Origin of the sequence: Nitratireductor rhodophyticola, from assembly GCF_019891355.1 — a bacterium.
Lineage (GTDB): Bacteria > Pseudomonadota > Alphaproteobacteria > Rhizobiales > Rhizobiaceae > Nitratireductor > Nitratireductor rhodophyticola.
Window position 1 is genome coordinate 119719 of the sequence record NZ_JAHSSF010000003.1, and the last position, 19944, is coordinate 139662.

Annotated in this window: 18 protein-coding genes and 1 tRNA gene; 8 read left to right on the forward strand and 11 right to left on the reverse strand. The window is 61.7% G+C overall.

Annotated features, from left to right (window positions below):
- Positions 1-23 precede the first annotated feature (23 nt).
- The 3 genes from KUG85_RS11615 to KUG85_RS11625 are packed head-to-tail and all read right to left on the reverse strand — an operon-like array spanning position 24 to position 3136.
- Positions 24-632, reverse strand: coding sequence for a response regulator transcription factor (locus tag KUG85_RS11615; protein ID WP_223005351.1), 609 nt, complete (start codon positions 630-632; stop codon positions 24-26).
- Positions 629-2188, reverse strand: coding sequence for a sensor histidine kinase (locus tag KUG85_RS11620; protein WP_223005352.1), 1560 nt, complete (start codon positions 2186-2188; stop codon positions 629-631). The genes KUG85_RS11615 and KUG85_RS11620 overlap by 4 nt, the downstream gene beginning before the upstream one ends.
- 36 nt (positions 2189-2224) lie before the next feature.
- Entirely contained in the window at positions 2225-3136 is a 912-nt protein-coding gene (locus KUG85_RS11625) for a LysR family transcriptional regulator (RefSeq protein WP_223005353.1), read from the reverse strand.
- A gap of 109 nt (positions 3137-3245) precedes the next feature.
- On the opposite strand from KUG85_RS11625, the gene ilvD reads away from it, so the two are divergent.
- From ilvD to KUG85_RS11645, 4 genes are all read left to right on the forward strand, one after another.
- Positions 3246-4919, forward strand: coding sequence for a dihydroxy-acid dehydratase (ilvD, locus tag KUG85_RS11630; RefSeq protein WP_223005354.1), 1674 nt, complete (start codon positions 3246-3248; stop codon positions 4917-4919).
- A gap of 72 nt (positions 4920-4991) precedes the next feature.
- Positions 4992-5990, forward strand: a complete 999-nt coding sequence (locus KUG85_RS11635; protein WP_223005355.1) for a TRAP transporter substrate-binding protein — start codon at positions 4992-4994, stop codon at positions 5988-5990.
- A gap of 166 nt (positions 5991-6156) precedes the next feature.
- The gene (locus KUG85_RS11640; RefSeq protein ID WP_223005356.1) at positions 6157-6702 is read left to right on the forward strand and encodes a TRAP transporter small permease; all 546 of its coding nucleotides are present in this window, start codon (positions 6157-6159) and stop codon (positions 6700-6702) included.
- 6 nt (positions 6703-6708) lie between these two features.
- Entirely contained in the window at positions 6709-7992 is a 1284-nt protein-coding gene (locus tag KUG85_RS11645; RefSeq protein WP_223005357.1) for a TRAP transporter large permease, read from the forward strand.
- Between the two features lie 15 nt (positions 7993-8007).
- On the opposite strand, the gene KUG85_RS11650 is transcribed toward KUG85_RS11645, so the two are convergent.
- The gene (locus KUG85_RS11650; RefSeq protein WP_223005358.1) at positions 8008-8886 is read right to left on the reverse strand and encodes an SMP-30/gluconolactonase/LRE family protein; all 879 of its coding nucleotides are present in this window, start codon (positions 8884-8886) and stop codon (positions 8008-8010) included.
- Positions 8887-9104: 218 nt separating this feature from the next.
- Here KUG85_RS11650 and KUG85_RS11655 point away from each other — a divergent pair, with 218 nt between their 5' ends.
- Positions 9105-9878 (forward strand): MarR family transcriptional regulator, encoded by a 774-nt coding sequence (locus KUG85_RS11655; protein WP_407673663.1) that lies wholly within the window; start codon positions 9105-9107, stop codon positions 9876-9878.
- Between the two features lie 39 nt (positions 9879-9917).
- Here the strand turns inward: KUG85_RS11655 and KUG85_RS11660 are convergent, their stop codons facing one another.
- Entirely contained in the window at positions 9918-10724 is an 807-nt protein-coding gene (locus KUG85_RS11660; protein WP_223005360.1) for an IclR family transcriptional regulator, read from the reverse strand.
- A 230-nt stretch (positions 10725-10954) separates the two neighbouring features.
- On the opposite strand from KUG85_RS11660, the gene KUG85_RS11665 reads away from it, so the two are divergent.
- Complete coding sequence (locus tag KUG85_RS11665; protein ID WP_374730038.1) at positions 10955-11659, forward strand: MOSC domain-containing protein; 705 nt, start codon at positions 10955-10957, stop codon at positions 11657-11659.
- Positions 11660-11743: 84 nt separating this feature from the next.
- On the opposite strand, the gene KUG85_RS11670 is transcribed toward KUG85_RS11665, so the two are convergent.
- Positions 11744-11819 (reverse strand) — tRNA-Thr (locus KUG85_RS11670).
- Positions 11820-12478: 659 nt separating this feature from the next.
- On the opposite strand from KUG85_RS11670, the gene KUG85_RS11675 reads away from it, so the two are divergent.
- Both KUG85_RS11675 and KUG85_RS11680 read left to right on the forward strand, forming a co-directional pair.
- Positions 12479-12967, forward strand: coding sequence for a (2Fe-2S)-binding protein (locus KUG85_RS11675; RefSeq protein WP_223005361.1), 489 nt, complete (start codon positions 12479-12481; stop codon positions 12965-12967).
- A 16-nt stretch (positions 12968-12983) separates the two neighbouring features.
- Positions 12984-13784: an FAD binding domain-containing protein gene (locus tag KUG85_RS11680; protein WP_065818160.1), complete on the forward strand. Its 801-nt coding sequence runs from the start codon at positions 12984-12986 to the stop codon at positions 13782-13784.
- Positions 13785-13797: 13 nt separating this feature from the next.
- On the opposite strand, the gene KUG85_RS11685 is transcribed toward KUG85_RS11680, so the two are convergent.
- From KUG85_RS11685 to KUG85_RS11705, 5 genes are all read right to left on the reverse strand, one after another.
- Positions 13798-15450 carry an alpha/beta hydrolase gene (locus KUG85_RS11685; RefSeq protein ID WP_223005362.1) on the reverse strand — a complete coding sequence of 551 codons (1653 nt, stop codon included), beginning with the start codon at positions 15448-15450 and terminating at the stop codon, positions 13798-13800.
- Between the two features lie 133 nt (positions 15451-15583).
- On the reverse strand, positions 15584-16579 hold the full coding sequence (gene dgcN / locus KUG85_RS11690; protein ID WP_223005363.1) for an N-acetyltransferase DgcN: 996 nt from the start codon (positions 16577-16579) through the stop codon (positions 15584-15586).
- Between the two features lie 136 nt (positions 16580-16715).
- The gene (locus KUG85_RS11695) at positions 16716-18266 is read right to left on the reverse strand and encodes a TRAP transporter large permease (RefSeq protein ID WP_223005364.1); all 1551 of its coding nucleotides are present in this window, start codon (positions 18264-18266) and stop codon (positions 16716-16718) included.
- Positions 18263-18772, reverse strand: a complete 510-nt coding sequence (locus tag KUG85_RS11700; protein ID WP_223005365.1) for a TRAP transporter small permease subunit — start codon at positions 18770-18772, stop codon at positions 18263-18265. Before KUG85_RS11700 ends, KUG85_RS11695 begins: the two co-directional genes overlap by 4 nt.
- A gap of 58 nt (positions 18773-18830) precedes the next feature.
- Entirely contained in the window at positions 18831-19922 is a 1092-nt protein-coding gene (locus tag KUG85_RS11705; RefSeq protein WP_223005366.1) for a TRAP transporter substrate-binding protein, read from the reverse strand.
- Positions 19923-19944 lie beyond the last annotated feature (22 nt).

Below are 19944 nucleotides of genomic sequence, written 5' to 3' on the forward strand. Positions count from 1 at the left end.
GTTTGCCGCCGATATCCGTAGTTCTACGGAGCCTGTCCTGCCTGCAGCCAGAACCGCGTCATCTCGGCTGCCGATGTCGTTCCAAGTTTCGCCCCCAGGGACGCGCGGTGGCTTTCCACCGTGCGCGGCGAAAGTTCCAGCGAGCCTGCAATCTCCTTGGTGGTGAAGCCGCGGGCAATAAGTTCCAGAATTTCGCCCTCTCTCGCTGTCAGGCTTGCGAGCAGAACCGCCGTTTCGGCACGTTCAGCCGCCGCCCGCTCCGCGCTGGCCAGCATGTCCTGGGCTTTCTGGATCGCATCGATCAGATCCTGCTCATCCACCGGCTTGCTCAGAAAATCCACCGCCCCGCTGCGGAAAGCCCGGCGGCAGGCTTCGATGTCACCATGCCCGCTGATCACAACGACCGGCCATTCGATACCGAGCGCAAGCAGATGCTCCTGCAGTTTTAGACCCGAAATTACAGGCATGCGGATATCGAGAACAAGACAGCCCGGTGGCAGCCTTTCTAGCGCAGCGAGGAAGGACTCAGGGCCGGAAAACGCTTTCACCCCCACACCGACCGTATTCAGAAGCAGGACCAGCGCCCGGCGCACCGCCTCATCGTCATCCACCAGATAGACAGGCCTGCTCATGCGGCAATCTCCACCTTCGCACGCCCCTCCACAAGGGGCAGGCAAACCCGAAACCAGGCGCCCTTCCGCGAAGACCTGAGTTCGATATCGCCGTCCATCCGCTCCACCAGCCGCTGCGAGAGTGCGAGACCCAGGCCCGTGCCGTGATCCTTGCCGGTAACGAAGGGCTCGAATATCTGCGCACGGATTTCAGGATCGACGCCTGGGCCGTTATCGCGCAGGTCGAGGACTGCCAGACCCGCCTCCCTGCTGCTTTCAACGACCACCTCGCCCCGGGTCCCCGGCGCGTTGTCCAGAGCTTCGAACGCATTGCGAACGAGATTGAAGATCACCTGTTCCAGTTCCGTCTGGTCGGCGCGCACCGGGAGAGGCCCGTTCCCGAGCATCAGTTTCAGAACCACCGCACGCCTGCGCGCTTCTGGCAGCAGGAGTGCTTCCACACCGCTGATCGCCGCATTCAGATCCGTCACCGCAGACGGGTTGCCGCGCACGGGCCTGATCCATTGACGCAGATGGGCGAGAATGTCCGCGCCCCGTCGCGCCTGTGCGATCAGTTCGTCGAGCACCGAAGCGACAGCGCCCGTGTCACCGTTGCCCAGAAGTCGTTTACCGGCCTGCGCCTGACTTAAGATGGCGGTCAGCGGCTGTGTGACTTCATGGGTGATCCCGCTTGCCATTTCACCCAGCGCGTTGACACGGGAGGCATGCGCCAGCCGCGTTTCCTGGGCGCTCAGCTGCGCTGCCTGTTCTGCCTGACGCCGCCGCGCCCATTGCTGCCAGAGGACCACGCCGGCCAGAAACACTGCCGACATCATGATGAGCGCCGGCGCCAGTTTCGCAGGGGGCATCAACACCGCCAGGGTCTGCGGAATCGCGACCTCGAGAACAAGCGGCTGAGAAGCGCTCCCCAGTCGCTGCGCAAACGCCGGATCGCTTTCGATCTCCTCCCCCGCCAGAAGCGTACCGTCCGGCAGCGACAGGGAAAAGCTGACCGACGGTTTCAGCCAGAAATCCCGGTCGGATTCCAGCAGTCCCTGTGCATCGATGTCCAGCGACAGACCAAAACGTGCCGCCGCCGTATTCGGACTCCGCTTGACGAGCAGATAGCGGCCCGGTGCGCCAGGTGTCGGTCGCAGAACGAGCGCGCCATCGGACGCCAGCGCCGCCGCACGGATCATGTTATCGACTGCCGGATCGACACTGTCACGTGTGGTCACGCCCGTCTCGCCCGCATTGAGGGGAACAAGGTCAATCGCCACGATACGCGGATAAAATCGATGGATCGTCCCCGCCACTTCCAGAAAGAGATCGAAGCGGCTTTCCCCGCCGGCAACCGCTACCGCCGAAAGCGCGGTCAGGTGCGCGTCATGCTGGTCCGCACGCTGCGAAGCAACGCTGTGCAGCACCCGGCTTTCAGCCGCGAGCTCCGAAAGCAGCTGCCAGCGCTCGTTTGCCACAACGGCCGCGACCGTCAGAAAAGCCAGCACCAGCCACACACCGACAAGCCACAGGGGTCGGTCGCCTTGGGCGTTTCTGTCGCTGGCGTTTTGGTTCATCCGCGCGATTTTGAGGAACAATCCGCCTTTTGCAAGTCATTGCACCGGAAACATCTCGTCAATGATGCCGGCCAGGTGCTGCAATGCAGCGCTCGCACCGGCGCCGCGCCACGCAAACCCGATCTCGATTTCGGGTTGCTGTTCCGCAAGCCGGAAATAGGCGACCCCCGGTCGGATCAGCCGTCGCATCGTGCTCGGCACGAACGCGATGCCAAGCCCGCTGGAAACGAGATTGATGATCGTCTGCATCTGCACGGCCTGCTGTCCGGGAACGGGCGCTGCGTCACGCTCGGCATAGTAGCGCGTGACGAGATCGTGCAGCACCGGCGCGCTATGGCGTGGAAACAGGATGACCGGCAGATCGCGCAGCGCGTTGAAGTCGAGCTTTCCGCCGCGCGGCACCACACGTCCAGAAATCACCCATTCCTCCGGCACCGCCACCACCAGCCTGTCCGTTTCCACCGGCCGATACCGCAGAGGCGAGTGCAACGCGCCGCGCGGCGGAGCGATGATGATGCCGGAGTCGAGGGCACCATCGAGCAGTTCGGCGATCTGCACATCGCTCGTCGCTTCGTTCAACACCAGCTCGACCTCGGGAAACCGTTCCTTGAAGCGGCGTACGAGCTTCGGCAAAAAACTGTAGCTCACGAAGCTGATGAAGGAGAGGCGCACGCGGCCGATCTCGCCGCGCGAAAGCCGCCGCGCCACCCGCGGCAGTTCGGTCGCCTCGTCCAGAACCCGACGTGCATGGGGCAGCCACTCATGCCCGACCGGCGTCAGCGTCACGCTGCGCCGTGTCCGCTCGAAAAGTGTCAGGCCCAGATCCGCCTCCAGCGCCTGTATGCTCTGGCTGAGCGGCGGCTGTGTCATGCCCAGCCGCTCGGCCGCGCGACCGAAATGCAGTTCCTCGGCAACAGCGACGAAATGCCGAATCTGGCGAATATCCATGCCATCTCATATGTAAACTAAATCAATTTGATATTATAAATATATTTCTCATATCAGTAAACACTCCCTAGCCTGACTTCTCAGCGGTGTCGGCCACTGAGGAGAAAGCATGCCAGCGAACAACCGGTCAAAAACCATCACCCAGGGCATCGAGCGCTCGCCCAACCGCGCCATGTACTATGCGCTCGGTTATCGGGAGGAAGATTTTTCCCGTCCGATGATCGGCATCGCCAACGGACACTCCACCATCACACCGTGCAATGCGGGCCTCCAGCCCCTGGCAGACGCCGCCGTGGAAGCCGTGCGCGAGGCCGGCGGCAACCCGCAGACCTTCGGCGTTCCCACCATCTCCGATGGCATGTCCATGGGCACCGAAGGCATGAAATACTCGCTGGTCTCACGCGAAGTCATCGCCGACTGCGTGGAAACCACCGTTCAGGGCCAGTGGATGGATGGTGTTCTCGTCATCGGCGGCTGCGACAAAAACAAGCCTGGCGGCATGATCGGCATTGCCCGCGCCAATGTCCCGGCAATCTATGTCTATGGCGGCACCATCCTGCCCGGTCGCCTGAATGGTCGGGACCTCAATCTCGTTTCCGCGTTCGAAGCCGTCGGCGCGCTGAGGGCCGGCAAAATCAGCCGCGAGGAGTTCGACGCCATCGAACGCAACGCCGTGCCCGGCACCGGCGCCTGTGGCGGCATGTACACGGCCAACACGATGAGCTCGTCTTTCGAGGCGCTCGGGATGTCCCTGCTCGGCTCCTCCACCATGGCAAACGTCCATGAGGAAAAGCGCCAGTCTGCTGCGCGCTCGGCCCATGTCCTGCTCGATGCCGTGCGCGCAGGCCGCAGGCCCCGCGACATCATCACCCGCAGGAGCGTGGAAAACGCCATCGCCCTCGTGATGGCGACGGGCGGCTCCACAAACGCGGTCCTGCACTATCTCGCCATCTGCCGCGCCGCGGAGGTCGAATGGACGCTCGACGATTTCGAGCGCATCCGGCGCAAAGTGCCGGTTCTCTGCGATCTCAAACCGTCCGGCCGCTACATGGCTGTCGATCTTCATCGCGCTGGCGGCGTACCGCAGGTTTTGAAAATCCTGCTCGAGGCCGGACTTCTCAATGGCGATTGCCTGACGATAACCGGTCGGAGCCTCGAGGAAGAACTGAAGGGCATACCGGCAATTCCGCCACCGGATCAGGATGTCATTCGCCCCATCGAGGCACCGCTTTACGCTGAGGGTCACCTCGCGATTCTGAAAGGCAACCTCGCTGAAGACGGTGCTGTCGCCAAGATCACCGGCCTCAAATCTGCCAGCATCACCGGCCCCGCCCGCGTCTTCGAAGACGAGCAGTCGGCCTTGGATGCGATCCTGACCGACCGGATCCACCCCGGCGACGTCATGGTTTTGCGCTATCTCGGACCGAAAGGCGGCCCCGGCATGCCGGAGATGCTTGCCCCCAGTTCCGCCCTGATCGGGCGCGGGCTCGGCGAGAAGGTGGGGCTTATCACAGACGGTCGCTTTTCCGGCGGCTCCTGGGGCCTTCTCGTCGGCCATGTTACTCCCGAAGCCTGCGACGGCGGCACCATTGCCCTTGTCGAAGAAGGCGACACGATCACCATCGACGCCAGCCGCCGCCTGCTTCAACTGAATGTCGACAAAGAAGAGCTCGCACGCCGGCGTGCCAAATGGCGCCAGCCCGAACCGCGCTACCGCAACGGCGTGTTGGCCAAATTCGCAAAACTTGCTGGTCCTGCAAGCACTGGCGCATTGACTGAATAGGCCGGATGCGCCAGACGCTTTCAGTGAATGGGAGACCTGAATCGCAACGAAATTCCACGACGGGAGAGAGACATGAAATTTTCCGCAAGAAACACGGGGCCGTTAGCGGCACTTGTAACCGCGCTTGGCATTTTTGCCGGCGTATCGGCCGCGCAGGCCCAGCAGGAAATCAAGATCGGCTATGCCCTCGCGCCGACCTCGCATTATGGCGTGGCAGCCGAGAAATGGCAGGAAGTGGTCGAGGCGAACACTGACGGGCGCTATACCTTCCGTCACTTCCCCTCCTCCGGCCTTGGCGGCGAGCGCGAAGTGATCGAAGGGCTGCAGATCGGTACGATCGAGGCCACCATCGTTTCCTCCGGCACGCTCAGCAACTTCGTGCCCGAAACCGGTGTTTTCGACATCCCGTTCCTGTTCCGTGACCTCGCCCACGCGCGCAATGTGCTTGATGGCGAGATTGGCCAGAACATCCTCGCAAAGTTTGATGATGTCGGCCTCGTCGCACTCGCCTGGGGCGAACAGGGCTTCCGCCATATCACCAACAACCGCAACACCATCGGCAAGCCCGATGACGTTGCCGGCCTCAAGCTGCGCACGATGGAAAACCCGATCCACATCACGGCGTTCGAAACGCTGGGTGCCGCTCCCACGCCGATGGCATGGCCAGAAGTCATCTCGTCGCTCCAGCAGGGAACGATCGACGGTCAGGAAAACCCGCTTTCCGTTATCACCTCGGCCAAGCTCTCCGAGGTCCAGAAGTACCTGACGCTCTCCGGCCACGTCTATTCGCCGGCCATGCTTCTCGTCTCCCGCCAGCTCTGGGACGGCATGTCGGATGAAGACAGGAAAGCCTTCGAGGAAGGGGCGACAGAAGCCGTCAAGGCCATGCGCGCCTATGTCGACAATGTCGAAACCTCCGGCGTCAAGCAGCTCAAGGAAGAGGGCATGGAAATCGGCGAGCTGACCGCCGAGCAGAAAGCCGCCTTCCAGCAGGCCGTCCAGCCCGCTTATGAAAAATACTATGAGCAGTACGACAAGGCGCTGATCGATCAGATCATCGCGACCGAATAAGGTCTATGTGTCTGAAACTCCGGACAGCAGTCCGTGCGGCGGCTGTCCGGAGTTTTGTATTCTGCTTTTTTTGAGCAATGGCCGGTTCCCACGCTTCATCATGTTGGTCTAAACAGGATGCGATCAACAGGCTGCGATGCCCCGGCATCCAGGTCGGGGAGGATCAGTGAAAACATTTGAGCGATATTTCGTAGCCCTCAACAAATGGGCTCTGGTGCTGCTGCTTGGCGCCATGGCGGTGATTGTTTTCGCCAATGTATCGCTGCGCTATCTCACGAATTTCTCCATCACCTGGTCAGAGGAAGTCGCCCGCTACCTGATGATCTGGATGACCTTCATCGGTGCCGGCCTCGCCCTGCGCACCGGCGGCCATGTCGCCGTTGGCAATTTCCAGGAAATGCTCGGCCCAAATGGCCAGCGCGCCATACGCGTCCTGATCCTGTGTCTGCTTCTGGCCTTCTTCTCGATCATGATCTGGATGGGCCTGAATTATATGGATCGCGCCCGCTTCCAGCTGACGCCGGCAACGCGCGTTTCCTTCAGCTACATCTATGCCGCCATGCCGATCGGCTTTGGCCTCCTCATCGTGCATCTGCTTCTTGTCGCCCGCTCCTTCGTGATGGAAAACCGGTTTGCCGAAGTGGAAACCGACACGCCATCCGCCGCACTTTCCGAGAGCGGCGACACCCACATTGCAGCCAACCGGGAATAGACGGCCGTGGCGCTGATCCTCTTTGCTTCCTTCTTCGCCCTTCTGATCATCGGCATGCCGGTGGCCTTCTCGCTGGCGCTCGCCGTCTGGGCGGCAATCAGCCTGGGCAGCACCTATCCGCAGATCGTCATCGTCAAGGAGATGTTCTCCGGGCTCGACAGTTTCCCGCTCATGGCGGTGCCGTTCTTCATCCTGGCAGCCGAGCTGATGTCGAGCGGTGCCATGACGCAGATTCTCCTGCGCTTCGCCTCACAGTTCGTGGGTCATTTCCGCGGTGGGCTGGGCTACGCCAATGTGGTCTCCTCCACCATGTTCGCCGGCATCTCGGGCTCTGCCCTCGCCGACGCCGCCGGACCCGGCGCCATGATGATCCGCATGATGGAGAAGGATGGATACGACAAATCCTATGCCAGCGCGCTGACCGCCTCCGCGTCGGTCGTCGGGCCCATCATCCCGCCATCGATCATCATGATCCTTTACGCAATGCAGGATGAAAATGTCTCCGTGATCGCCCTGTTCATGGCCGGCATCATTCCCGGCATTCTGATCTCGCTCTCCATGGCCGCGACCAATTGGTATGTCTGCCGCAGGCGTGGCTTCAGAAGCAGTTCGCCGCGCCCGTCCCTGCGCGAGATGATGCGCACCAGCTTTCAGGCGCTGCCCGCTATCTTCCTCATTGTGCTCATCATCGGGGGCATCCGCAGCGGGCTGTTCACACCGACCGAAGCCTCGGTGGTGGCGGTTTTCTATGCGCTCCTGTGCGGCATGTTCATCTACCGCTCGTTGCGGCTCCGCGACCTGCCGGACATTCTCTTTCGTTCAGCGCTGGTCACCGTCGCCATTCTGCTGATCCTCGCTGCCGCGCGCGCATTCGCCTGGATCATCATTATCGAGGGCATCCCCCAGGCCATTGCTTCAACCATCGTCGCCTGGGAACTGAGCCCGGTTCTGTTTCTGCTGGCGGTCAATGTGCTGCTGCTTGCTTTCGGCCTGTTCATGGATCCACTGCCCGGTGTCATGATCCTTGTGCCGATCCTTGGCCCCATCGCCTACTCACTGGGCATCGACCCGATCCATTTCGCCATCGTCGTGATCGTCAACCTCACGCTCGGCCTTCTCACCCCACCGGTGGGTGCATTGCTTTTTGTCGTGTCTTCAGCGGTCAAGATACGCGTCAGCGAGATGATCCGGGAGATGCCGCCCTTTCTGGTCGTCCATCTCCTTGTCCTGCTCGCCCTGACCTTCATCCCGGCGCTGTCCACCTGGCTGCCGCACCTCAGCGGCTACTGAACTCCGGCAGCAGCGTCAGCCGATCAAAACGTCGGGCTCGAGCTTGCCCGCCGGCGCCCCAAGATCGCTGACGAACACGCCGCCGGCAGAGGCAGCATCCGAACTGTCCGGGTCCACGCCAATAGACGCCGATGTCACCAGGAGCCTGTCCGCCCGCGGCCCGACAAAGGCCGGACAGGTGATGAGTGCCGCCGGCAGGTCAATCTTGCGAAGCAGCACGCCCCCCGGCGAATAGACCTCCACGCCATGGCCGCCCCATCGCGCCACCCAGAGATTGCCCTCGGCATCGACCACCGCGCCATCGGGTTCTCCGTCGCGCGATGGCGCGGCAAATGGTGACGGCTCGCCAACCGGCAGTCCCGTCTGTGGGTCAAGCGAAACCTGCATGATCTGAAGTGTCGGCGTGTCCGTGAAATATCCCACGCTGCCATCGGGAGAAAAACAGATCGCATTGGTGACGGTGATACCGGAATAGAGCCGTCTCACCTCGCCCTTGCGATACCAATAGATCGACCCCGCGCCCTTTTCAGCGTTCTTGCCCATCGTGCCGATCCAGAAAGCCCCGCTGGGATGCACACGGGAATCGTTGGAGCGGGTCTGCGGATTGTCCGCTTCCAGCGGGCGGTGAAGGCTCAGGCTCCCATCTGCGACATTGCGCAGATAAAGGCCGCTCTCCGTCACGAGCAATTGCCGGTCGTCATCGACACGGGCAAGCGCGGAGGATAGTTCCGGCAGCGTGTGCCGGCGCGTCACGCCGTCCGCGAAGCGATGCTCGAAGAGAGCCTTTTCCAGAATGTCGAACCACCAGGCGGTGTCGCTATGCCTGTCGTAAGTCGGCCCCTCACCGAGCACACAGCGTTCCCCTTCCAGACGTGTCCAGACGTCCCCAGCCACCGGCTTTCCTCCCTCGTTTTCTCAGTCAATGGCTGCCATAGCCCCCTTTGACGCCGGGGTTCAAGAAGCATTCAGATGAGATCCGGGCCGATCATTCGATCACAATATTGCGATCAAGGCCCGTTTCACGGCACGAACCGGCGCCTGCATATTGATATGCCGGGCGCGATAAGCCTAAAAAATCAGTTGGGGGCCTGTCCATCAAGGCAAAACACACGGTGAAAAAGCAGACAGACGAAGGAATCAGCAGCACAGTCGCTCTAAGAAACGGCCTCGGGTTGGTCCAGCTTCTGTCAGACGAAGGGCCGATGACCTCCGATGAATTGGCTTTACGGTTTTCGTTGAGACACGACACCACCACCAGGCTTTTGAAAACCCTGGAGCTTCATGGTTTCGTCGAGCCATCCAGATTTGCGGAGCGCTACCAGCCGGGCCGTACGGCCGGCGCGCTCTCGAAAAAATTCTTGAGTGAAACCCCTATCGCAGGAATCGCACGTTCTGTTCTTCAGGCGCTGGCCGACCGGCACAATGCCACGTCGACGCTTGCTGTGGACGATGCCGGCGAAGCTCTCTTTCTCGTCGTCTGCAACGGGTTGAATCGCGAAAGCTCCCCCTGCTGTCACGTTGGCTCGGCCTATCCGCTCGCGCAGACCGCGGCGGGTCACGCCCTTCTGTTCACCAGCCAGACCAGCATGAACAGATCAGTATCCGAGCTATCCCAGTGTCCCGTTGAGACCGAGGCGCTTCACGAAAGCTTCTGCTTCTTTCGGGCGTCGGGCTGCTTCCGGTTGCTGCTTCCAGACAAGAATCTGCTCCTGCTGGCCGCACCTTTGCACCTCAACAATGCCGTTCTGGCACTGGAGCTTGTTCTTCCGACCACCGCCCAGGCTGCGCATGATCCGGCAGGTCCAATGAAGGATCTGCTTGCAGCCGTGGAACTCATACAGCGCAAATGCGCGGCATTGGGTGTGCGATATTTAGAAGACTCCTGACCGACCACGAGGTCGGGCGGCATCAGCGCCTCCGCGGCGTCACTGCACCGGCACCGAATTTTCGCGGCTTGAGGAAACAAGCGCGGAAAGCTTCACGAGTTCACCCCCGAGTTCCTTCAGACGCGGCAGGGGCAGCTGCCCTTTTGGGACACCGCAGCCAAGTGACATTGCAGCGGCTTGATCGGATGGCTTGAACGGCACCGCCACCCCATGAACATCAGGATGCCAGCCGCCGAGGGACAGCGTAAATCCACTGCCTGCAATTTCGACCAACCCGCGCTCGATCTGCGGCGAAAGCACATTCCACTCCGCCGCATGGTGGCACTCCAGGTCCCCCAGGCAGCTTTCGCGCCGTGCGGGTTCCAGAGCAGCCAGCAGGGCATGGCCGATCGGAGTGCCGGCCAGAGGAACTCTCGAACCTGCCTCAAGCCGAAGGGTCACGAGCGTGGCACTGCTATGGCAGACTTCCAGATGCAGGGCCTCGACGCCATCCAGAACGGCCAGCGCCGCGTGCACCCCAAAACGGTCAGCGATTTTCTGGAGGTGAGGACGTATGACCTCAATCACCTGCGTCTCGCTTTTGGCATCATAACCGAGCCGCACCACCCCGGGCGCCAGTCGGAAGCGCCGGCGACTGCCGCTATAGTGCAGAAACCCCATCTGGGTCAGCGATTTCGTCAGCCGTGCAACGGTCGCCGCGGGCAGATCGGTGCGGCCGGCAATGTCTGAATTGCTCAGCCAGACAGGAGCGTCGGCAAATACGGAAAGAAGATGCAGTCCCCTCGACAGCGCCGGGGAAACGGAAGCCGCTTTTCGATCTTCTGCGCGCGATGCCTTTACAACCACAATTCCCGCCCTTCATTCCACCCGTCGAAAAACGGGGATGAAGAGTAGCAAAAACCCTGCTCGGCCGGCAACGCCCAACCGGTCCACGCAGTTTCCAGCAGGATTCGGGAGGCCGATGAACTTGTCCACAACGGCGGACCACCCGGTTCCGCAAACTGGACCTTCAACCCCGCTTTGCAACACCGTATGAGATGCGGACATCCGCGCCAAAGGTCTCACAGGGGGCATCCGTGACCAAGATCGAGAAGTTTCCTCTTGAGGCAATTCTGACCGGCAACATCGCGCCCCTGGGAGAGCGAAACGTCCCCAGCGGCATAAAAAAAAGCGCCGTAAAAGGTCCGCTATGGCTGGGCGCAAACGGCTTCGCGGGCGACCATCAGGCCGACACCAGGGTGCACGGCGGCCCGGAGAAGGCCGTCCACCACTATCCTCGCGACCACTATGCCGACTGGAAGCGTGAAATCGGCGACCATCCTTTGCTGGCATGTCCGGGAGCCTTCGGTGAAAACCTGTCCACCTTCGGGCTGAACGAGGAAACCGTCGCGCTTGGCGACATCTTCCGGCTGGGCGAAGCCGTCGTCGAGGTATCGCAGGGCCGCCAGCCCTGCTGGAAGCTCAACAGCCGCTTCGCCGTCGGCACGATGGCCTATCAGGTCCAGAAAACCGGCCGCACGGGCTGGTATTACCGTGTCCTCCAGGAAGGTATGGTGTCATCCGAGGACCAGCTTGAGCGCATCGAACGGCCTTTGCCGGAATGGCCGCTGAAACGCCTGTGGCAGATCCTCTATGTCAAAACCCTGGACCGTGGGGAGCTTGAAGAAATGGCCGCACTTTCCAAACTGCCGGATGGATGGCGGCGCTACGCACAAAGACGCCTCGCCTCCGGCAGGGTCGAAGACTGGAGCCGCCGTCTGGAAGGCGAAAAACAGAATTGAAGAAGCCTCGTCACCCTGCTCCGCGGGCACACGCGCACAACGGGTCTTCAGGTATCGTGGAAAAGCCGGTTCGGGAAAAATGAATGGTGCCGCTTGTCAGACTCGAACTGACGACCTCCGCATTACGAATGCGATGCTCTACCAACTGAGCTAAAGCGGCCCTTTTTCGCGCTCCGCCGGACCCGTTTTCGACAGGGCCGCGAAGCACTTCACCGTGCACATACCCGCCCCGGCAGGCTTTCGCAACCAAATTGTCGAGCAACACTGCCAATCGCACCGGAATACCGGTCCTCAGACCCGAGGGTCCCAGCGAGCGGCTGCCTGATAGCCTCATTTGCCTGTGAAATCAAGCATTCCGCGCGAAATTCGTGTCTTGTCCGGCTGAGAAAGTGAATCCGACACCGTCATAACATTTCATGTATAAATAGAAAATTATTGAACGTAAATGGTCAATCGTACAAAATCATTGAAGGAGGAAAAGCCATGTATAAATCAGCAATCATTCTCGCCGCGTTCATTTCAACAGGCGTCCCGGCAAGCACGGCGTCAGAAATGATCTTTCACTGCCGCGCGCTCAATACAAGCTTTGAGATTCAGGCCAATTCGCCATGGAGGGCCTACTCTGAAGCCTATGCCATTCTTGTCGGGAAGGGGTGGCCAAATCACCCGCAGACCCTGCGCGCAATAAGCTGCCGGCTTCATCGCGCTTGAATTGTCACAGGGCATGGACACAATGGCTGCATACGCTAAGTTGGCAGCCGACCAGCGCATCTAGGGTCAGGACCCTAGCCACCGAAAATTCCAGTAGGCAGGTATCCCATGACAGACGTGACGATGACGGTGAACGGAAAGACGGTTTCGGGCACCGTCGAAGGCAGGACCCTGCTCGTGCAGTTTCTGCGCGACAGTCTGGGGCTGACCGGGACCCATGTGGGATGCGAGACGTCGCAATGCGGTGCCTGCACGATCCATGTGGACGGTGAGTCGGTTAAATCCTGTTCGATGCTCGCCGTGCAGGCCGATGGCGCATCGATCACCACCATTGAGGGCCTGTCCGATGGCGATGCACTGCATCCCGTCCAGGCCGCGTTCAGGGAGCACCACGGCCTCCAGTGCGGCTTCTGCACACCCGGCATGATCATGGCTGCGACAGACATGATTCGCCGTCACCCGGAAGGGCTTGACGAAAAGACCGTGCGCGACGAACTCGAAGGCAATATCTGCCGCTGCACCGGCTATCACAACATCGTCAAGGCGATCATGGCCGCATCCGAGGCGATAAACACCGCCTCCAACAGAGCCGCCTGAGCCGGAGAGATCGATCATGTATGACGTCACTTATCATCGCGCCGGTTCCGTGAAGGAAGCACTCGACCTGCTCGAAGCAGCCGACGACGGAAAGTTCCTGGCCGGCGGGCAGACCCTGATTCCCGCCATGAAGACCCGGCTTGCCGCCCCGTCCGACCTTGTGGATCTGCGCCATGTCGCCGAATTGCGGACAATCTCTGTTGCCGGCAAAACAGTCACCATCGGTGCCGGCGTCACCCACGCGAAGGTCGCGGCAAGCAGCGAGATCGGAAGCGTATGCCCCGCTCTCTCGCATCTCGCCGCCTCGATCGGCGACCCGCAGGTCCGCCATATGGGCACGATTGGCGGTTCGCTCGCAAACAATGATCCGGCAGCCGACTATCCTGCGGCAATGCTGGCTCTGGCTGCAACCATCCTCACCAGCAAGCGCGAGATCGCTGCCCGGGATTTCTTCACCGGCCTGTTCGAAACGGCGCTGGACGAGGATGAGCTTATCACCGCCATTCGCTTTGAAGCGCCGGAGAAAGCCGGTTACGGCAAGTTTCCCAACCCCGCCTCGCGCTACGCGATGGCCGGGGTCTTCGTCGTGCAGGATGGCGAAACCGTTCGCGCCGCCGTCACCGGCGCTGGCGATGATGGTGTGTTTCTGTGCTCCGAACTCGAAAGCGCGCTGAGCGCGGATTTCAGTGCGGCGGCGCTCGACGGCATCACCGTGCCCGCCGACAGTCTGATGACGGATATCCACGCAAGCGCCGACTACCGTGCGAGCCTCATCGTAGCCATGGCCAGGCGCGCCGTCACCATGGCAATCGGCTGAAGTCGTTTGCCAGCTACTTCGCAAGCGCCTGCTTGAGCCGCTCGACCTCCGCATCGGACCACCCGTCCGGCTCGGTAACGGCCATCCAGGCATCGATGTAATGTTCCGGCGCATAGAGGTGGCCGTATCCGAGCGGTGCGGTCGTCGCCAGCGCCATGTCGAGCGCCAGTTGCAGGAAGGTCACGATCGGATACCAGCGCAGTTCCGGCGAGACATCCGGCCCGCGTTCATCCACCAGCCATGCAGGTCGCCGGTACCAGGCAAGGGGATCGAAAAACACCACCGGATCGCTGGCATACTGCAGATAGACAATCCGCAGCGGTCCCCACTGGGCACCCGAAATGTCGAGTGCATTCTTCTGGCTGGTAAAGCGCACCACCGAGCCGTCGCCATAGCGCGGCAGCCAGGCTGGCGTTCCGGGATTACGCTCAGCTGTAAACCGGCTCCAGAGCCGGCTGTTGAAGGGAGGGCCAGCCCAAAGCGCACCCTGGAACGGATCGCCCAGAATGTTCAGAAGATCGGTCGACTGCTCTGAGCTGAGCGTCCCGAGACTGAGCCCATAGAGATAGAGCTCCGGCCGCGCCTCCACGGGCAGTGTTGTCCAGTGGCCATAGACCTCGCGGAAAAGCGCATGCGCGGCCTCCGCGCCATAGCTCGGCTCGATCAGCAACGACAGCCAGCTCGTCAGATAGGAGTATTGCTGCGCGACCATCACCGTGTCGCCGCCATGCAGATATTCCAGCGTCACGCTGGCCTCCGGATCCACCCACCCCGTTCCGGTGGGGGCCACAACGACCATCACCTTCCTGTCGAACGCGCCGATACGCTTGAGTTCCTCAAGCGCCAGTCTGGCCCGCGCGTCGGCGGTGTCGGCGGATCGCAGTCCCACATAGACCCGCATTGGCTCCTTCGCCGCATGCCCGGTAAACGCCGCGATCTCCTCGCTTCCCGGTCCTCCCGAGACGAAACTGCGCCCCGTGCGCCCAAGTGTCTCCCACGAAATGAGCGACCCGGCGCTGCCTGTTTTCAGGGCGCCGCTCGGCCGTTCGATCCCGTCTTCAAACAGCGCGTCCAGCTCCGCATAGGCTGAATCTGCAAGCCGCAGCGCATAGCGCAACAGAACACGATCCACCAGCGATGCCACGATCAGCCCCACCAGCACAACGCCGAGCACGTAAGCGACCCGGCGCGGCACGAAACTCTTGAGCCGGTCGGAAACCAGCACGTAGAGGCGTTTCAGGCCCCGCCCAAGTGCGACGAGCAGAAGAAACAGAACGAGTGCAATACCGCCAACCCTGCTGGGATGGGCCGTATCCACCGGTTCGAGCTCCATCAGCGCGCGAATGGAGTTCTGCCATTCGGCTGCCTTCCAGAGGAAGAAGACGGCCACGGCCGCGCATGCAGCCGCCATGCCGAGCTTGCCGTAATATCGCGGCCCGTGCGGAGGCTCCGGCAATTCCAGGTAACGCCACAGCCACACAAGCAGCACGCCGAGCCCGTAGCCAACGGCAAGCGAGACACCCGAGAGCACGCCCTGAACGAAAAACGCACGTGGCAAAAGCGACGGTGTCAGCGAGGCGGCGAAGAACAGTGTTCCCAGGCACAGTCCGACAACGGAAAACGTCTGCCAGAGGCGTGCCTCGTCCCTTGTCGCTGTCTCGGTCATCTCAACCTCGCCCTCGCCGCCATCTGCTCCGTGCCACTGTCACCGGGCAGAGTGGTATGTCAGCTTGAGAAGGGCAAGGTTGTTGAGGTCTCCTTGCGGCATTCTCCATGAACCGGAAAATACCGCTTTCGCATCAACCCAGCGCGTCGACGAGACGGCCAGCCCCCTGGCGGAACGGGTCGGCCGTCGGCAGGCCCATACGGGCTTCGATCTCTTCGAGGCAGGCTTTCGCCTCCGCATCGTTCAGCGCCGCAGTGTTTACGGAGACACCCACCACCTTGACATCCGGATTGACCACACGGGCCGTCTCCAGCGCCAGGTCGCGCAGCGCCTCCAGCGTGGGCAGCTGATAGTGTGGCAGACCCCGCATATGCGTGCGGGTCGGCTCATGGCAAAGCACCAGCGCGTCGGCCTGCCCGCCGTGGATCAGCGCCATCGTGACACCGGAGAAGGATGGATGAAAAAGGCTGCCCTGCCCCTCGATCAGATCCCAGTGGTCTGCATCGTTGTCCGGGGTGATATGCTCAATGGAACCAGCCATGAAATCGGCCACAACGGCATCGAGCGGAACACCCGAGCCGGTGATGAGAATACCCGTCTGGCCGGTCGCGCGGAACGTGGCCTTCATGCCGCGCTCGCGCATTTCCCGTTCCATGGCAAGCGCGGTGTACATCTTGCCGACGGAGCAGTCCGTTCCGACTGCCAGACAGCGTTTGCCGGTCCGCCGCTTACCATCGGCGATGGGGTAGTCTTCCTGGGGTACACGGACATCGAAAAGCTGCGTGCCCGCTTTCTCGGCGGCGGCCACCAGGGCAGGCTGAGCGGTCAGGCGGTTGTGCAGACCGGAGGCGATATCCATGCCGGCCTCGGCCGCTTCCACAAGCGTCGCCACCCAGCTTTGCGCGATCACGCCGCCACGGTTCGCAGCGCCCACGACGAGTGTTTGTGCGCCGGCTTCCTTGGCCTCGGCGATAGTCATGTCCTTGAGGCCGAGATCAGCCTTGCAGCCATCGAGGCGCAGCTGGCCCACACAGAACTCCGGCCGCCAGTCCTTGATGCCCTGAGCAACCTTCGCGGTCAGGGCATCGGGGGCATCACCAAGAAACAGGAGATAGGGCGTCTTAAGCATGAGCGGGCGCTCCCTTAGAATTGTTTTACCGGCTCATCAATGATCCAGCCACCGCTTGTCAAGCTGCGGTGGTCCAGACAAGGCGTTCTGGATCAACACTTGGGCGGCCCCTGAGCCAGCATTTCCCCACCAGATCCTAAAAGATGGTTCCCGGCAGCCATGTCGAAATCGATGGAAGCAGCCAGATCACGCCCATCCCGACGATCTGCAGAATGATGAATGGAATGACGCCGCGATAAATCTGCCCGGTCGTGATCTCCTTCGGTGCCGCTGCCCGGAGATAGAACAGCGAAAATCCGAATGGCGGGGTCAGGAAGGACGTTTGCAGGTTGATCGCGATCAGGATCGAGAGCCACAGCGGATCGTGCCCCATCAGGATCAGGATCGGCGCCACCAGCGGCAGCACGATCACCGAGATCTCCACGAAATCGAGGAAGAAGCCGAGGATGAAGATCAGCGCCATCACGAAGATGAGCGCGCCCTGCGGGCCGCCCGGCATCGCGTGAAGAATCTCCTCCACCCGCGCGTCACCGCCAAGCCCGCGAAACACCAGCGAGAAGACGCTGGCGGTCAGGATGGTGGCGAAGATCATTGCCGTCACCGTCATGGTGGAAGTGACGATTGGCGTGAGAATACCCCGTCTGCGTGCCCTGTAGATGGAGATCACAATGGCAGTGACGCCGAGCGCCAGAAGCCCGGTGGTCAGCGCGGCCATGCTCCACTCGAACAAGCCCGCATCGCTGCGCTGCAGGCGCACCGGAAAGAGCCCGGCCAGCACCGCAACGGCACCAAGTGCGGCCGCACCCAGCACTATGAGGCGGCCATTGCCCTCGCCGCGGACGCCAGCCAGAAGCAGCGCGCCGATTGGACCCACACTGGCAGCCTCGCTCGGTGTGGCGATGCCCCCCAGAATAGACCCCAGCACGGCAACAATTAAGAGAACAGGCGGAACGACGGCGCGCTGCACTTCCTGCCGGCTCGGCCGGTCGCCGGCTTCCACAAGGGCAGGCGCGGTTTCCGGTTTCAGCGCCGCGCGCGTCATGAGATAGGCGATATAAACGGCGACAAGCGTCAGCCCCGGCAAAAGGGCAGCGGCAAAAACCTGCCCCACCGAGATCGTCTCGATGGTGAATTTGCCCTGCTCATACTGCGCCTGCTGATAGGCGCTCGACATCACGTCCGACAGGATGATGAGAAGGGTCGAGGGTGGAATGATCTGACCCAGCGTGCCGGATGTACACACGACGCCGGAGGCAAGCTTCGGGTCGTAGCCATTGCGCACCATGGTCGGCAGCGCGATCAGGCCCATCGCCACCACGGTTGCGCCCACAATGCCGGTCGAGGCCGCCAGAAGCGCGCCGACCAGCACGACGGAAACCCCGAGACCGCCGCGTATGCCGCCGAAGAGACGGCCCATCGTCTCCAGAAGCTCTTCCGCGATGCGGCTCTTTTCCAGCACCACACCCATGAAGACGAACAGCGGAATGGCGATCAGAACCTCATTGGTGAGGGTTCCGAATACCCGCTGCCCAAGCGCGCCCAGAAGCCCGACATCAAACTGGCCTGTCATCCAGCCAAGAAAGGCGAACAGCGCCGCCGTGCCCGCCAGCATGAAGGAAACGGGATAGCCGATCAGAATGGCGACGATCAGCGCCGCAAACATGAGGATGTCGAGCGGTAAGGTCATGCGGCGGGATTTTCTTCACGAAGACGCGCGAGATCGCGCAGGATGCAGGCAAGGCCCTGGATGATGAGCAGCGCACAGAAGGCGGGGATCAGCGACTTGAGCAGGAAGGAGGCGGGAATGCCGCCCACCGAGATGGCCCCTTCCATAATCGCCCAGGAATTGCGCACCGAAGGCCAGGAGAACCAGGCGATCATGAACATGGATGGCATAAGGAAGCACAGCGCACCGAAAATATCGATGCGCGCCCTGCCGCGCGGGCCGAACAGCCCGTAGAAAATGTCCACGCGCACATGCCCGTCCACCAGAAGCGTGTAGCCGCCCGCCAGCATGAACAGTGTGGCATGCAGGTAGAGAACGGTCTCGTTCATGAAGATGAAGCTGACGCCATAGACATAGCGCAGCACCACCGTGCCGAATTGCACCAGCACCATAACGAGCGCCAGCCAGCGCACGGCCGCGCCCACTGCCCGGTTGATCCGGTCAAGTCTATCCGCCAGCTCCAGCATGAAGAGCATTCTCCGAATGAAAGAGGCCGGGCGCGGACGCCCGGCCCTGGCGATTGTGTCAGCCGCCGTATTTATAGTCGAGCGCACGGGCGTTCATCTGCCCGTTATCCGCATAGACCATGTATTCGGCGATGCCGGCGCGGTATTCGAGGAAGCTCTCGACGATGCGCTTGACCAGCTCGTCGTCGTCTTCGCGCAGTTCCGCGATCACTTCGCCTGCGGCATTGCCCATGGCGACGATCACGTCATCCGGCAGCTTCTTCACCTGCACGTCCTGCTCGGCCACAAGCTGCTTCAGCGCTGCGGCGTGCTTGGTCGTGTATTCGGTCCAGACCGGATTGTAGAGCGATTCACAGGCATAGGCGACGGCCTGCTGCAGGTCTTCCGGCAGCGCCTCATAGGCCGCCTTGTTCACCGCACATTCCTCTGCCGAAGACGGCTCGCCGACACCCGGCCAATAGTAGTTCTTGGCAACCTGATAGAAGCCCAGCGCCGAATCCGTCCACGGACCGATGAACTCGCCGGCGTCGATCGTGCCGGACTGCAGACCCTGGAACATGTCGCCGCCGCCCATGGCCTGAACGGCCATGCCAAGCTTGGCGCACATTTCGGAGGCAAGACCCGTGGTACGGAAGCGCAGGCCCTTCAGATCGTCAACCGAGTTGATCTCGTTGCGGAACCAGCCCTGCCACTGCGGACCGGAATTGCCGCAAAGGAACGGCTTCAGTCCGAAACGGCCATACATCTCGTCATAGAGTGCCTGCCCGCCGCCATGCACGAGCCAGCCAAGCTGCTCGTCAGCGCGCAGACCGAAAGGCTGCGAACCGAACAGGAGAATGCCGCGCGACTTGGAACCCCAGTAGGAGGGAACCGCGTGATAAAGCTCGGCCGTGCCCTCCGACACCGCATCGAACACGCCATTGCCCGGCACAAGCTCGCCAGCGGCGTAAAGCTTCACTTCCAGCCGCCCGCCGGACAAAGCCGTAATCCGGTCGGCGAGCATCTGCGCCGCCACGCCCGGTCCGGGCAGGTTCTTCGGCCATGCCGTGACCATCTTCCAGGTGATCTTGTCCTGTGCGATGGCCGGAGCCGCAAGCCCCGTCGCCACACCGGCCACGCCGGCGGTTTTCAGAAATTGACGCCTTTTCATGATAAAATCCCTCTGAGGTGTT